The following is a 15,183-nucleotide window of genomic DNA, read 5'->3' as shown; positions in this document are numbered from 1 at the left end:
TTCGTACACTTTGCTGCGGGTTCTTCCATGACTGAACAATCGACCGCCGACGAGCGGCCGAATGCCGTTGCTGCACTCTTCATTCGCCATCCTCTTTGGGAGGATGCCCTGGCGATGCTGTTCGGCACTGCGCTGGTGGCGCTGGGAATCGCGTTCTATACCCATGCCGGATTGCTCACGGGCGGTACTGTCGGCATCGCCTTTCTCGCCAACTATCAGGCGGGCTGGTCGTTTGGCCTGGTGTTCTGCCTGGTCAATCTGCCGTTCTACCTACTGGGTATCTGGCGCCTGGGCTGGGGGTTCATCGTGCGCACGGGCTGCGCCGTGCTGCTGGTGTCGTTGCTGGCCGAGCTGACGCCGCAGTGGGTCGCGTTCTCCCATCTCAGCAGTGTCTACGCTGCCGTGTTCGGTGGCGCGGCCATGGGCCTGGGGCTGCTGATGCTGTTTCGTCACCGCGCCAGCCTCGGCGGAGTGAACATCCTCGCGCTGTATCTGCAGGAGCGCTTCGGTCTGCGCGCGGGCGCGGTGCAGATGGGCATCGATGCGGCCATCGTGCTGGCGGCGGCGTTCGTGGTGACACCGGACAAGGTGTTGCTGTCGGTGCTCGGCGCGGTGGTGCTGAACCTGGTGTTGGCCATCAACCACCGCGCCGATCGTTATGTCGGCGTGAGCTGAGTTTCAGTCAGACTGCTTTGGCGTTTCCGGCAGGAACCAGTTCATCAGCAGTGCGCAGATGCCACCGGTGGCGACACCCGATTCCAGCACGCTGCGCAGCCCGGCCGGCAGGTGCGCGAGGAACTCCGGCACCTGGGAGAAGCCCAGGCCGAGGGCCAGCGATACCGAAATGATCAGCAGCGCGCGGCGATCCAGCTGGATGCCGGCGAGGATGTTGATGCCAGCAGCAGCGACTGCGCCGAACATCACCAGCGCCGCGCCACCGAGCACCGGCTCCGGTACCGCCTGCAGCACACCGGCCACTGCCGGGAACAGGCCGAGCACCACCAGCATTACGGCGATCCACATGCCAACGTGACGGCTGGCGATACCGGTCAGCTGGATGATGCCGTTATTCTGCGCGAACACCGAGCTGGGGAAGGTATTGAACAGGCCGGCCAGCAGCGAGTTGGCGCCGTTGACCAGTACGCCGCCTTTGATCCGTTGCATCCACAGCGGGCCTTCGACCGGCTGGCGCGACAGCTTGCTGGTGGCGGTGACGTCGCCGATGGCTTCCAGAGACGTCACCAGATAGATCACCACCATGGGAATGAACAGGCTCCAAGAGAAGGCCAGGCCGAAGTGCAGCGGCATCGGCACCTGGAACAGGGCTGCTTCGCGCATGCCGGTGAAATCCAGGCGGCCCAGGTAGGCGGCCAGGGCGTAGCCGATGGCCAGGGCGATGATGATCGCGCAACTGCGCAGCCACACCAGCGGCAGGCGGTTGAGCACGATGATGGCGCCCAGTACCACGCCCGACAGCAGCAGGTTCTCGCCGTTGGCGAAGGTGCCATTGCCCATCGCCGCGTAGCCACCGCCCATGCTGATCAGGCCGACCTTGATCAGGGTCAGGCCGATCATCAGCACCACGATACCGGTGACCACCGGGCTGATCAGGCGCTTGATGAACGGCAGGATGCGCGACACGCCCATCTCGATGAACGAGCCGGCGATGACCACGCCGAAAATGGTCGCCATCACCGTTTCCACCGGCATGCCCTGATTGACCAGCAGTACACCGCCAGCGATCAGCGGGCCGACGAAGTTGAAGCTGGTGCCCTGCACGATCAGCAGGCCGGCGCCGAACGGGCCGAAGCGGCGGCACTGCACGTAGGTGGCGATGCCGGAGATGACCAGGCTCATCGACACGATGATGTTGGTATCGCGCGCCGACACGCCGATGGCCTGGCAGATCAGCAGGCCGGGAGTGACGATGGGCACGATGATCGCGAGCAGGTGCTGCAGCGCGGCAAGCAATGCGGCCAGCGGGCGTGGCTTGTCGTCCAGGCCGTAGAGCAGCTCGTTGCGTGCTTCGGGGATTTGAGGGTTGTTCATGGCAGTCGACCGGAAAAAGCGGCGATTCTACCTGAGTTGCGTGTCAGGTCGTGCCGGTCGGCAATGCCAGTGGCTTTGCGATAGAGCGCCTCCCACGCAATGCCAGGCCGTTATTCGGCTCGTGGGAGGGGCTTTAGCCGTGAAGATCGTGGGCGGTCAGTCGACCTCGGTGAACTGGATGATCTCCACCCAGTAGCCGTCCGGATCCTTGATGAAGGCGATGTCGCGCATACGGCCGTCGGTGAGGCGCTTCTGGAAGGTCACGCCGAGGTCTTCGAAACGCTGGCAGGCGGCCTTGATGTCCGGCACTGCTACGCACAGGTGACCAAAGCCGCGCGGGTCGCTGTTGCCGCTGTGGTAGGAAAACTCCGGGTCTTTCTCGGTGCCGTAGTTGTAGGTCAGCTCCAGCACGCCGGGGATGGATTTGCGCCATTGGTGGCGAGCGGCCGGGTCGGTCGGGATCTGCGACTTGTCATTGATCAGCGCGAGGAAGTACAGGCTGAACTCGGCCTCGGGGAATTCCTTCTTCTCCAGCAGGGTGAAGCCCAGCACGCGGGTGTAGAAATCCAGCGACTTCTGCAGATCCTTCACGCGGATCATGGTGTGGTTGTAAACGAAGTCGGCGGTGGCGACGTCGGGCTTGGCGGTCACGCCGGGAATGGCGTTGAGCTCGTCGAGGGTCATGGGGTTCTCCATCAGGCGTGAATGGGGTCGGCGCGAAAAGGCCGTATTTACCTAGATGGCTTCGTCCATAGCGTTTTTCAAGGTCGCATGTCACAGCAGGGTGGATGAGACTCTTTCATCTGTCTTGCTGGCGTGGCGTCTTGATTGGTGGGCTGAAGCCCACCCTACTCGATCGGGCATGGCTGTAGGGGGGGGCCGGGCGGCGATCCGCTTCAGCCCACCAATTCAATTCCAGCTCCCGCATCAGACCTGCAGCGTGATCAGTTCGGCCCGCACCTGCCGAGCTTCGATATGCAGGAGGCCCACGCCGATGGGCAGCTTGAAGCGCCGTGGCCCTGCGCTACCAGGGTTGAGGTAGAGCACGCCGTTACGTTCCTCGTGCAGCGGCTTGTGCGAGTGGCCGGCGATCACCACATCGATGCCCTGTGCAGCCGGGTCGATCTCCAGTTGCTTGAGGTCATGCAGCACATGCAGCGTGATGGCGCCGAAGCTCAGGGTCAGGTGCTCGGGAATGTCATCGGCCCATGGCTCCTGATCGTTGTTGCCGCGTACCACCGACAGCGGCGCGATTCGTGCGAGCTGTTCGAGAATATTCGGCCCGCCGATATCACCGGCATGGATCAGGTGATCGACACCCTGCAGCGCGGCCAGCGCCTCGGGGCGCAGCAGGTTGTGGGTGTCGGCGATCAGACCGATGCGCATGTGCTTCTCCCGTGTATGACCGAGTTGCCAGCTTGCGGGCGATCACCGTCAGATGCAAAACCAGCAGACAGAAAAAAGCCCGGCACAGAGCCGGGCTTCTTCATGCTGCTGGGCTGAAAATCAGCCGTCCAGCAGCGCCTTGTTGCGTACCGCACCCTTGTCGGCGCTGGTGGCGAGCAGAGCGTAGGCCTTGAGTGCCGTGGTCACCTTGCGGGTGCGCGGTGCGGCCGGCTTCCAGCCTTTCTTGTCCTGCTCGGTGCGGCGGGCGGCCAGTTCTTCATCGCTGACCAGCAGGTTGATGCTGCGGTTGGGGATGTCGATCAGTACCTTGTCGCCGTCCTTGACCAGACCGATGGCGCCGCCCGAAGCGGCTTCCGGCGAGGCGTGGCCGATGGACAGGCCGCTGGTGCCGCCGGAGAAGCGACCGTCGGTGAGCAGGGCGCAGGCCTTGCCCAGGCCCTTGGACTTCAGGTAGCTGGTCGGATAGAGCATTTCCTGCATGCCCGGGCCGCCTTTCGGGCCTTCGTAACGGATGATGACGATGTCACCTTCCTTCACTTCGTCGGCGAGGATGCCTTTGACCGCGCTGTCCTGGCTCTCGAAGACCTTGGCGCTGCCTTCGAACACATGGATGGACTCGTCCACGCCGGCGGTCTTCACCACGCAGCCGTCCAGAGCGATGTTGCCGTACAGCACGGCCAGGCCGCCCTCCTGCGAGTAGGCGTGCTCGACGCTACGGATGCAGCCTTCGGCACGATCGATGTCTAGGCTCGGCCAGCGGGTGCTCTGGCTGAACGCGGTCTGGCTGGGGATGCCAGCAGGGCCTGCCTTGAAGAAGTGGTGAACGGCCTCGTCCTGGGTCTGGGTGATGTCCCATTGGGCGATGGCTTCGGCCATGTTCGGCGTGTGCACGGTGTGTACGTCGGTGTGCAGCAGGCCGCCACGGGCCAGTTCGCCGAGGATGGAGAAGATGCCGCCGGCGCGGTGCACGTCTTCCATGTGGTACTTCTGGATGTTCGGCGCCACCTTGCACAGCTGCGGCACCTTGCGCGACAGGCGATCGATGTCGCGCAGATCGAAGTCGATCTCGGCTTCCTGGGCGGCGGCCAGCAGGTGCAGGATGGTGTTGGTCGAACCGCCCATGGCGATGTCGAGCATCATGGCGTTCTCGAACGCCTTGAAGTTGGCGATGTTGCGCGGCAGTACCGACTCGTCGCCTTCGCCGTAGTAGCGCTGGCACAGCTCGACGGCCAGACGGCCGGCGCGCAGGAACAGCTGCTCGCGGTCGCTGTGGGTGGCCAGGGTCGAACCGTTGCCCGGCAGGGACAGGCCCAGGGCTTCGGTCAGGCAGTTCATCGAGTTGGCGGTGAACATCCCGGAGCAACTGCCGCAGGTCGGGCAGGCGCTGCGTTCGTACTCGGCGACCTTCTCATCGGAGGCGCTGGAGTCGGCGGCGATGACCATGGCGTCGACCAGATCCAGACCATGACTGGCCAGCTTGGTCTTGCCGGCTTCCATCGGGCCACCGGATACGAACACCACCGGGATGTTCAGGCGCAGGGCGGCCATCAGCATGCCGGGGGTGATCTTGTCGCAATTGGAGATGCAGACGATGGCGTCGGCGCAGTGGGCGTTGACCATGTATTCGACGGAGTCGGCGATGATCTCGCGGCTCGGCAGCGAATAGAGCATGCCGTCGTGGCCCATGGCGATGCCGTCGTCGACGGCGATGGTGTTGAATTCTTTCGCTACACCGCCGTGCTTCTCGATCTCGCGGGCGACCAGTTGGCCCAGATCCTTCAGGTGCACGTGACCGGGCACGAACTGGGTGAAGGAGTTGGCAATGGCGATGATCGGTTTCTTGAAGTCTTCGTCCTTCATCCCGGTGGCGCGCCACAGGGCGCGGGCGCCGGCCATGTTGCGGCCGTGGGTGGAGGTTTTCGAGCGGTAATCAGGCATGACGGTTTCCTGCGGCTAATTCGGTTGTGTGTGCGGTGAGCGGATCAGGGCGGCTGATTGCCGCGCGGGGAAAGGCTGCATGACGAGACGGGATCACCACTCGTGCGGCCAGGGCTCACAGGCCCGCCGGGGATGCCTGGCGAGGAATCGCCTGATTCTACGCCGCTGCAGTCGTTGGGGGAAAGGTCGGCGGTCTGCCGCCCCTCAGAAGCGGTAGGCCAGCTGTGCCCAGATGCGTGGCTGGCGTTCGCTGTCGCGTTGTGCCGGGTGATCGCCGACCTTCCAGCCGGCCAGTGCGCTGATGCTCCAGGCGTGAGTCGCCCATTTCGCACCAAGGCCCTTGCTGGAGAGGCGACGCGGTACTGTGTCATAGATCAGGCTAGGAGTATTGAGCCGGGCCTGACCATGATCGGCGAAGGCCACCAGTTGCCAGCTGTCGCTCAGGGCGTAACGCAGCTCGGCGCTGGCCTGCCAGCCGCGGTCACCGAATGCGTCGGTCTGCTCGGCTGAGCGCGTGCCGAACACGCCACCGATATAGAGCTTTTCCGAATCATCGAGATTGTCACGGCTCCACTGGCCCAGAACGTGCACATACAGGCTCAAGCGTTCGCTTAGCGGTTGCAGGCGGGCCAGCTTGGCGCGCAGCACGCTGAAATGACCAGGGTCGGCCTTACCGACCAGGGTATAGGGCGAACCCTCGATGTTCAGGTGACCTTCACGCCAGTTCAGCGCCAGGGTAGTGGTCGCGTTGTTCAGCCAAGGCTCGTGGGCGGTGGTGCCTAGTTCGTAGTCGAGCACGCGGGAGCGTTTCTCGCTGTTCATGTGCAGCACGCCGATCTCGTCCTGCAGGCGCTTGTCATCGAACTGCAACCGGGCCTCGAGGCTCAATGCTTCACTGGCAAGCAGTGGCTGGAGGATGAAGGCACTGGCCGTGCGGGTCTTGCCCTTGGCGGCGAGTATCTCCAGTTCGCCGCCCAGTTCGTAGGACAGATCCGAGAAGATGAAGCCCAGCCGGCTGGACCAGGGGCCGATCTCCAGGTGGTAAGCGCCCCAGTGGTAATGGCCTTCCTCGGCTGAACCCATGCTGCGCAGGCTTAGCAGGTCGCTCGGGGTGAGCAGGCCACGCAGGTTGAGACCCGTGGCGAGCCGGCCCTTGTCGTCATGGCCACCGAAGTTGTCAAGTGCGATAGCACCGCTGATAAATGGCATCGCGCTCAGGTCTTGTGGCGGTTGGTAGTGGGTGTCGCCCAGGGTCAGGCTGCTGCGTGACGGCAGGTCGGCGATTTCCTGAAAGGACAGCAGATCTGCTGCAGAGGCATTGGCGAGGCAGGCAAACGGCAGCATGGAGAATGCGGACAACAGGCGGGAGGCCAGGCGCATACAGAAATACCGAGATGATCGTTGGGGGCGAAGCTCAGGACGGTATTCGTGAGCACGCAGTAGCGAGGCAAGATATGGCCTTATGCCATCTCTGTGCAAGTTCTGCCGAGGTGATTTCGAGCCGCCCCCTGCGCAGGCAGCCCGGATTCACTAGATTTTCAGAAAAGCTCGCGGCTGAAGCCGCTCCTACGGGGATCTGCTTTGCAGTGTGGGAAGGCGCTTTAGCCGCGGTGATTATGGTACCGAGGCTCTTAGAAAAACCGCACCACCTGTACCCATACTCGCGGGCTGCGGTCGACATCGCTCTGCGGGTCGTCGTTGCCCAGCTTCCAGGCCGCCACCGCGTTGACCTGCCAGTCATGTGCCGCCCAGCGCGCGCCTACACCGGCTGCCGACAGCCTGCGGTGGTTTTCGCCGTCGCTCCAGGTGTCCTTGTTCAGGCGCACTTCGCCATGGTCGACGAAGGTGTTGAGTTGCCAGGCTTCGGTCAGTGCGTAACGCAGTTCCAGGTTGGCCAGCCAGCCCTGATCACCGGACGCTTCGCCCTGCGGGTAGGCGCGTACGCCATAGGCGCCGCCGAGGCTGAGCTTCTCCGAGCTGTCCAGGTTGCCGTCGGCCCACTGGCCTTGCAGCTGGCCGTACAGGCTGAAACGATCAGTCAGGCGTTGCAGGCGCACCAGGCTCGGATTGAGCTTGTGGAACTGGCCGCGTGTGCCGGCGCTCAGGTCGTCGACACGCTGATTGGCCGCGCCGTCGATATTCAGGCTGCCCTGGCTCCAGGCCAGGGCGAAGCTGTTGACGCCACCGCCGAACAACTGGTCGCGGCTGTTGCCGTTGAGGCTGGTGGTGACCACCCGCGAGCGCTTGTCGCTCTTGCTGTCGAACTGGTCGATATCGTCCTTCAGGCGCTTGTCGTCGTACTGCAGCTGGGCGTACAGGGAAAAGTCGCGGCTACGCACCAGCGGCTGGATCGCGTAGGCACTGGTGATGCGCGCATTACCGTGGGCATCGAGATCCTCGAAGTCCTTGGCCAGTTGGTAGTCCATGTCCGAGTAGGCCACGCCCACCTGCGTGGCCCAGGGGCCAATCGGCAACTGGTAGGCGATGCGCCCGTATTGTTGGTCTTCATCCGAGCCCATGGCGCGCAGCGACAGGCGATCGCCCAGGCCCAGTGGGCTGTTGACGTTCAGCGTGCCGCCCAGGCGGTACTCGCCGGTGAAGCGGTTGCCGTAGTTGTCGGCATCCACCGAGCCGGATAGCAGCGGGCCGGACTGCACGTCCACCAGCAGGTCGGTGGCGCCGACCGAAGCGCCCGGCTTGAGGGTGGATTTCACCTCCACCCCGGGCGTATCAGCGAGCAGCAGCAGGCTGCGCTCCAGAGGGGCAGAGCGCACTGCATCGCCCGACTTGAGCTGGGTTATCGGCGCCAGGGCGGCGTCGGAGACCCGCGAAGTGTTGTTCAGCCCGACCTCGCCATAGCGGCCTTCCATCACCGCGATCTGCACCACACCGCCGTCGATTTCCTGCGCCGGAATATAAGCCCGCGCCAGCGGATAACCGCGCTCGCGGTACAGCCGGGTAATGCGATTGGCGCCGGCCTGCAACTCGCCAAGCGACACCGTGCGGCCTTGCAGATCGGCGAGCAGCGCCAGCAGCTCCTCGCTGGCGACGGCGCTGTTGCCCTGCAGAGTGAAACCCTTGACCTGCAGGCTCGGCCCGCTGGTCGTTGCCTCGGCTGAAGGGGTATCGGGCAGGTTCAGTTCCAGACGCTGCTTGCCAGGCAATTGCAGTGGGCGCTGGTCGATATTCTGCTGCGACTGGCCGGCATCCGGCAGGGTGGCGGCCATCAGCGACAGCGACAGCAGGGACAGAGCCCCGCCGATAAAGGGATAAACGAAACGCATGAATCAGATTCCTTCTGGCAGGCGGATGCCGGTGTTGATGACCTGCAGGTTCAGGCGCTCATCGAGTGGGTTGGTGACCAGCATGTCCGGGGCCAATGCGCTGGATTCCTGAGCCTGCTGCTGGCCCTCAGTCGGAACGGTCTGCTTGTTGTAGGTCAGTGCGGCGAGGTAGGACGGGTTGTTGGTGATTTGATCAATAGCGCTCGTGCTCGACGGGCTCGCTGGCGTAAGGCGGCGAACGATATCGCCTTTACGGGTCACCGCCGTGAGGAAAGGCAAAGCAAAGCTGTAGCCGGGTTTGCTGACGTCGACACCCGGTAGTGTCCAGATGCTGGAATCCCAGCCTGCGTAAGTCGTTGGATCACTCAGTGCAGTCAGGGTTTTGGCGCTGCCATTGCTATTGCCGGTGAATACGTCACTCGTGCCACCTCCGTTGTTAATGGCGTTGCCGTCTGCATCGGTGGTGGCGTAGAAGCTTTTGCTGATGGTGCCGGAGCTGTATGCGACCAGCCCGCCGACACTGTTGCTGCCCGACACAGTGCCAGTGGCATAGGTGTTGCTGATGGTGCCGGAATCGTTGTATGCGACCAGCCCACCGACGCCGCCGTTGCCTGTCACAGAGCCAGTGGCATAGGCGTTGCTAATGGTGCCATAGACGGAGTCGTTGTATGCGACCAGCCCGCCGACGTAGTTGTAGCCCGACACAGTGCCGGTGGCATAGGCGTTGATAATGGTGCCGGAGTTGATTCCGATCAGACCGCCGACGTATTCGGAGGTGCTAGTCACATTGCCGGTAGCATAGGCGTTGCTGATGGTGCCGCCGTCGCTTAATCCAACCAGCCCGCCGACGTAGAGGTTGCTGCCTGTGACATTGCCGGTGGCATAGGCGTTGCTGATGTTGCCGTAGTTGTATCCGAGCAGCCCGCCGACGTAGTAGTTGCCCGACACAGTGCCGGCGGCATAGGTGTTGCTGATGGTGCCGGAGCTGTTTTGTCCGAACAGCCCGCCGACATAGTAGTTGCCCGACACAGTGCCGGTGGCATAGGTGTTGCTGATGGTGCCGGAGTAGTTTTGTCCGAGCAGCCCGCCGACCAGGTCGTTGCCTGTCACAGCACCAGTGGCATAGGCGTTGCTAATGGTGCCGGAGTTGAATCCGAGCAGCCCACCGACGTAGTCGGAGGTGCTAGTCACATTGCCGGTGGCATAGGCGTTGCTGATGGTGCCGTAGTCGTTTACTCCAACCAGCCCGCCGACGTAGAGGTTGCTGCCTGTGACAGTGCCGGTGGCATAGGCGCTGCTGATGTTGCCGGAACTGTTGTATCCGATCAGCCCGCCGACGTAGAAGTTGCTGCCTGTGACAGTGCCGGTGGCATAGGCGTTGCTGATGGTGCCGGAGTTGTTTTGTCCGACCAGCCCGCCGACCATGTCGTTGCCTGTCACAGCGCCAGTGGCATAGGCGTTGCTGATGGTGCCGCTGTTGTATCCGATCAGCCCGCCGACAATGTTGCTGCCCGACACCGTGCCGGTGGCATAGGCGTTGCTGATGGTGCCGTAGTTGGTTCCGATTAGCCCGCCGACGTTGTTGCTGCCTGTCACATTGCCGGTGGCATAGGCGTTGCTGATGGTGCCGGAGTTGTATCCGGCCAGCCCACCAGCAAAGATTCGGCCCGTCACGCTGCCCCCGACCAGGCCAATATCGCGGATCACACTGCTGCTGCCGGTATAGCCGAACAAACCGACATAGTTGGTACTGTTGCGGGTGATGGTGAGGTTACTGAGGGTATGGCCCAGGCCGGCCAACTGGCCGGTGAATCGACTGGCGTTACTACCCACAGGCTCCCAGTTGGCGATGCTGCTGAGGTCAATATCACTGCCCAGGGCATAGTTGCCGATCGGGTTGTCCTTCATGGCCTGCAGTGCAGCGGCATCATTGACTACGTTGTAGGTGATCACGCTGCCGCTCGAGCCTTTCAGGGTGCTGAAGTTGTCACCGCTTTGCAGGTTGATCGGCGCCTTGATGTGGTAGTCCGCCGTGCCGCCATCGGTACTGCTCTGGCCGTACTTCAGGGCGACCTTGCCTCCAGCGTCGCTGGCGGTGATAGCGGCGTTGATATTGATGTTGCGTTCTGCGTTGAGCGTCAGGGTGTTGGCGCTACTCCAGGTGATGACGTCATTGACGTGGATATCGCCATTACCGCCTGGGGTGCCCTGGTTGGCGGTCTGGATTTCGAAGTTGTTGCTCTGTACCGCTGCTGACACTGCAGCACCGGTCATATCGCCACCGCTGGCGGCGACGGTAAAGTCGTTGGGGTCGATCAACCAGGTACCGGTCTTGCCACTCTGCGCCTTGGTGGTGACCTTGGCGCTGTCAGCCACTTTTACATGGGCGCCGGAGGTTTCGATAAAGCCGCCGTTGCCACCCTTGGGCGCGCTGGCGTCCAGGGTGCCGGCCACTTGCACGGTGCCGCCGTCGAAATCGCCGAGCAGAACGATCTTGCCGTCCTTCTCGCCGAGGGTTTGAGCTTCGATCACGCCGGTGTTGTTGACCACTGTCTTGAGCAGCGCTTCACCGGCATTGGCGGTGAGCAGCACCTGGCCGCCATCGGCTTTGATCAGTTGGTGGTTTTCCACCAGGGCATCGACCACGGCTTCATCGACCTGCACGTTGAGCAGGCCATCACCGGCAAAATCCAGGGTCACCGCATTGCCAGCGGCCATGGCCACGCTGCCCTGGTTTGCGACGATCACGCCGTTGTTGCTCACCGTGCCGCCGAGCAGGGCGATGCTGCCGCCGTCGGCTGCGGTTATTTGACCGTTGTTGATCACGCTGGCGTTACTGCCATCGCCCTTGAACCTGTAGTTGCCCGCCGCGAAATCGCTGTTGCTGATATCCAGCGTGGAGGCCACCAGCCCACTGACATTCACCTGCGCACCGGCACCGAACAGCACGCCGTTGGGGTTGATCAGGAACACCCGGCCATTGGCATCGAGCTGGCCCATGATCTTCGAGCCGTCGGCGCCGAGCACGCGGTTGAGCGCAATCGAGTCGCTGCCAGGCTGGTTGAAGGTCACCTTGTTGCCGGCGGCGATATCGAAGCTCTGCCAGTCGATGGCCAGTTTGTTGCTGGCCTGGTCGATGACCATCTGGTTGGCGCTGGGCGTGCCGATCTGCCCTTGCCCGGCGACCACCTGGCCACCGGTGGGCAGGTCGGCGGCAAATGCCGTGAGCGGTAGCGAGAGTGCCGCGGCAAGTACCGCACCTGCGCCCTTGCCGCGACGGCGGGCGTGTTCGTGGGCGACGCTCCAGGCGCGCAGGGCGTGATTCCAGACGAGGGCATAGGTGCGGTTCATGTGCAATCCCTTTAACGATCAAAACCGGCCGGTTCGCCTAGGCGCAAACCGGAAATATGACGTGCAGGCGGCGGCTGACCCACAGGCCTACAAGAAGGGGATATTGGACGGGAGGTGTTGGCGACTGGCTATCACTGAAACTAGGTAATTTCGGTGATTTTTTTGGTGATGCGAGCGCGGGTTGTGGTGATGCAGGGCCCGCGTATGGCCCGTTAAATTCGCCGCTAAAGCGGATCGCCGCCCGGCGCCTCCCACAGGGTCAGTAGCGTGCTCGTGGGAGGGGCTTTAGCCGCGATTGTTTGTGATTGTGCCCATGCACCAGCATGGGAGCGAGGCCAGGCCGCGCTGCGCCCGTTTGGGCTAGGCGGCGTGCAACATCCGACGCAGAGCGTCCGTGGCTGCATTCGTACGCGGAGCGTGGGGAAGGATCTGAATGATCCACCACAAGCGTTGCCGCTAAAACGGATCGCCGCTAAAGCGCCTCTCACGCAGGCTCGGGGGCATGGCAGGAAGAACTGGTGCGATTCCCGGCGTCGCATGCAAGGCCTGGCTATACCTGATTTCGGTGATAGGCGAGCGCCACGATGGCGTGCCACACTCGCCGCTGTTCACTGACTCGCTCTGAGTACCCCTGCACTGATGTCGACTGCCAGCCCTGCTCCCGATGATGTTCTGCTACCCGCGCCGGTGCTGGTGGTCGAGGACGACCCGCTGATGCGTCAGCGGTTGGCGCGGGTGCTTGGGGAAATTGGTTATGCCGATGAGGTGGTGAGCTTTGCGGTGAATCTGGGCGAGGCGCGTGCGCATGTCAGCCAGCAGCCGGTGGCGATGGTGTTGGTGGATCTGGGCCTGCCCGATGGCAATGGCATCGAGCTGATCCAGGAGTTGCGCGCGGAGGATCCTGCGTTGTGGATTTTGGTGATTTCGGCCTGGAGCACCGAGGAGGCGATCCTGGGTGCATTACGGGCTGGTGCAACGGGGTATTTGCTCAAGGAGCGTGATGATCTGGAGGTGAGCCTGTCGATTCGCAGCGTGCTGCGTGGCGGCGCGCCCATCGACCCGTTCATCGCCCGGCGCATCCTCACCCTGTTGCCGGCAGCGCCATCGCACAAGCCCAGCGACCTGAGCGAAGCAGAAGCACTGAGCGCCCGCGAGAGCGAGATTCTCGAATGGGTTTCCCGCGGTCTGAGCAACCGGGAAATCGCCGACCAGTTGACCATTTCCCGCTATACCGTCGAATGCCATATCAAACGGATTTACCGCAAGCTGGCCGTTTCGTCGCGTACCCGCGCGGTGAGCGAGGCTCGGCAACGCGGCTTGTTGTTCTGACGCTGTTGCTCGCCCTGTTGCCTTGGCTTTCGAGCCTGGCGCAGGCGAGCTGTCAGGTGAACATCACCCGCATCATGGCTGCCCCCGAGCGGGGCGAGGCGGGCGTGCGCCCGATGGACGGCTGGCAGGCTGTAACGCTGCCGGATCTGTGGCAGCGCCACTGGCCGGGCTTTCTGGGGCCTGTGTGGTATCGGCTGGACTGGCAGGCCGACTGCGCCGGCGAGCCGCTGGCGCTGAATATCTCCCGCATGGTGATGGCCGGTGAGGTGTGGCTCAACGACGATCTGCTCTGGCGTGACGAACGCCTGGTCGAGCCGCTGTCGCGTAGCTGGAACCTTCCGCGCTACTGGTTGTTGCCGGCCTCCAGTCAGCAAGAAGCCAATACCCTATGGATTCGCCTGGTCGGCTCGGAGCATGCGGCGCCGGGGCTGGGTACGGTGCGGTTGGGAGTAGCCGAGCAGGTCTGGGCAGAGTACCGCACGCAGTTGCTACAGCAACGTGAGCTCGTCTACATCAACCTGCTGGTTTCTCTGGTGATGGGCGTGCCGTTTTTCACCTTCTGGCTGTTCCGGCGCCAGGAGCGTGCCTTTGGCTGGTTCGCGCTGGCTTCGCTGCTGTGGTCATTGGGCATCGTCAATCTGCTGCTGACCTCGTCCTGGCCGTTCGCCAATGGCGAGGTCTGGGATCGCCTGAGTTTGATGGCGCTGGCGTTGTATTGCCCGGCGTTTTGCCTGTTCATCTGGACGTTCGCTGGCATACGTTTTCCACGCTGTGGGCGCGTGCTCTGGGGTTTGGCCCTGGTGCTGTGCGTGGCCGCTCTGTTGCTGCCGAAGGCGCAGATTGCGATGCTGCAGATGCTCTCTGCCGTTGTCCTCCGGGTGCCCTTGCCCGTGGTCTGCCTGCAACTGCTGTGGCATGCCTGTCGCGCGCGTGAGATTCACCTGATCGTGCTGGGGGTGTGCATTTTTTCGGGGACGGTCTTCGAGGTGCTGACCTTTGCTGGCATTCTGGGTGGTCAAGGCGTCTATGCGCTTCTGGTCGCGCCGTTGATTTCGGTGGTGATGTTCCTGACCCTGGCCATGCGCTTCGCCAGCAGCCTGAAACGTATCGAGCGTTTCAATGACGATCTGCTGGCCAGGGTGGAGAGTACGCGCGCGGAACTGACCCAGACACTGCAGCGCGAGCATCAGCTGGAAGCCGACAACATCCGCCTCAACGAACGGCTGCGCCTGACTCATGACCTGCATGATGGTCTGGGCAGCTCGCTGATGCGCTCGATCACTCGCATGGAACATGGTGACGGGCTCAAGGACGGCCAGTTCCTGTCGGTGCTGAAGACACTGCGCAGCGATCTGCGCGACGTCATCGACGGCTCGTCCTCGGTGCCAGTCTGGCCGTCGCCGCAGGAGTGGCTGGCGCCGTTACGGCGGCGCTTCATTGACCTGTTCGACGACTTGGGCATTGAATCGCACTGGCGTCTGCCGGAGCACTGGCCGGGGGCGTTCACGGCGCCGCAGCTGCTGGCCCTGACGCGCTTTCTCGAAGAGGCCCTGACCAATGTGCTCAAGCACGCCGGCGCCACGCGTCTTGAGGTCGGCGTGCGTGCCGAGTCGGAACACGGCCTGAGCTTGTGGATCCGTGACAACGGCCGCGGCTTCGACGTGGATGAGGTGTTGGCCGCCGGTACCGGGGTCGGTATGAGCAGCATGCGCATGCGCATCGAGCGCATGGGAGGGCAACTGCGGATCGAGTCTCGCTCCGGTGAAACGATACTGATTGCAATCATTCATGGCGAGCCTGTGGTCGCCTCACACGAATGATTTGA

Annotated in this window: 10 protein-coding genes; 3 read left to right on the top strand and 7 right to left on the bottom strand. The window is 63.1% G+C overall.

Going from position 1 to position 15,183, the window contains the following annotated elements; genetic code table 11:
* The first annotated feature begins 27 nt into the window (after positions 1-27).
* Entirely contained in the window at positions 28-675 is a 648-nt protein-coding gene (locus HS968_RS23735; protein ID WP_182368943.1) for a YitT family protein, read from the top strand.
* A 3-nt stretch (positions 676-678) separates the two neighbouring features.
* Here the strand turns inward: HS968_RS23735 and HS968_RS23730 are convergent, their stop codons facing one another.
* From HS968_RS23730 to HS968_RS23700, 7 genes are all read right to left on the bottom strand, one after another.
* Entirely contained in the window at positions 679-2,049 is a 1,371-nt protein-coding gene (locus HS968_RS23730) for a nucleobase:cation symporter-2 family protein (protein ID WP_182368942.1), read from the bottom strand.
* Between the two features lie 156 nt (positions 2,050-2,205).
* On the bottom strand, positions 2,206-2,733 hold the full coding sequence (gene gloA / locus HS968_RS23725; protein ID WP_182368941.1) for a lactoylglutathione lyase: 528 nt from the start codon (positions 2,731-2,733) through the stop codon (positions 2,206-2,208).
* 243 nt (positions 2,734-2,976) lie between these two features.
* A complete protein-coding gene (locus HS968_RS23720) occupies positions 2,977-3,435 on the bottom strand; it encodes a metallophosphoesterase family protein (RefSeq protein ID WP_182368939.1) in 459 nt (152 codons plus the stop codon).
* 120 nt (positions 3,436-3,555) lie between these two features.
* Positions 3,556-5,394 carry a dihydroxy-acid dehydratase gene (ilvD, locus tag HS968_RS23715; RefSeq protein WP_182368938.1) on the bottom strand — a complete coding sequence of 613 codons (1,839 nt, stop codon included), beginning with the start codon at positions 5,392-5,394 and terminating at the stop codon, positions 3,556-3,558.
* Positions 5,395-5,598: 204 nt separating this feature from the next.
* On the bottom strand, positions 5,599-6,774 hold the full coding sequence (locus HS968_RS23710; protein WP_182368937.1) for a ShlB/FhaC/HecB family hemolysin secretion/activation protein: 1,176 nt from the start codon (positions 6,772-6,774) through the stop codon (positions 5,599-5,601).
* 251 nt (positions 6,775-7,025) lie between these two features.
* Complete coding sequence (locus HS968_RS23705; RefSeq protein WP_182368936.1) at positions 7,026-8,678, bottom strand: ShlB/FhaC/HecB family hemolysin secretion/activation protein; 1,653 nt, start codon at positions 8,676-8,678, stop codon at positions 7,026-7,028.
* Between the two features lie 3 nt (positions 8,679-8,681).
* On the bottom strand, positions 8,682-12,029 hold the full coding sequence (locus HS968_RS23700; RefSeq protein ID WP_182368935.1) for a GLUG motif-containing protein: 3,348 nt from the start codon (positions 12,027-12,029) through the stop codon (positions 8,682-8,684).
* Between the two features lie 639 nt (positions 12,030-12,668).
* Here HS968_RS23700 and HS968_RS23695 point away from each other — a divergent pair.
* Positions 12,669-13,358, top strand: a complete 690-nt coding sequence (locus tag HS968_RS23695; RefSeq protein WP_182368934.1) for a response regulator — start codon at positions 12,669-12,671, stop codon at positions 13,356-13,358.
* A 56-nt stretch (positions 13,359-13,414) separates the two neighbouring features.
* Complete coding sequence (locus HS968_RS23690) at positions 13,415-15,178, top strand: sensor histidine kinase (RefSeq protein WP_182368933.1); 1,764 nt, start codon at positions 13,415-13,417, stop codon at positions 15,176-15,178.
* Positions 15,179-15,183 lie beyond the last annotated feature (5 nt).

Origin of the sequence: Pseudomonas berkeleyensis, assembly GCF_014109765.1 — a bacterium.
GTDB lineage: Bacteria > Pseudomonadota > Gammaproteobacteria > Pseudomonadales > Pseudomonadaceae > Aquipseudomonas > Aquipseudomonas berkeleyensis.
This window is presented reverse-complemented; position numbering and strand designations above follow the sequence as displayed.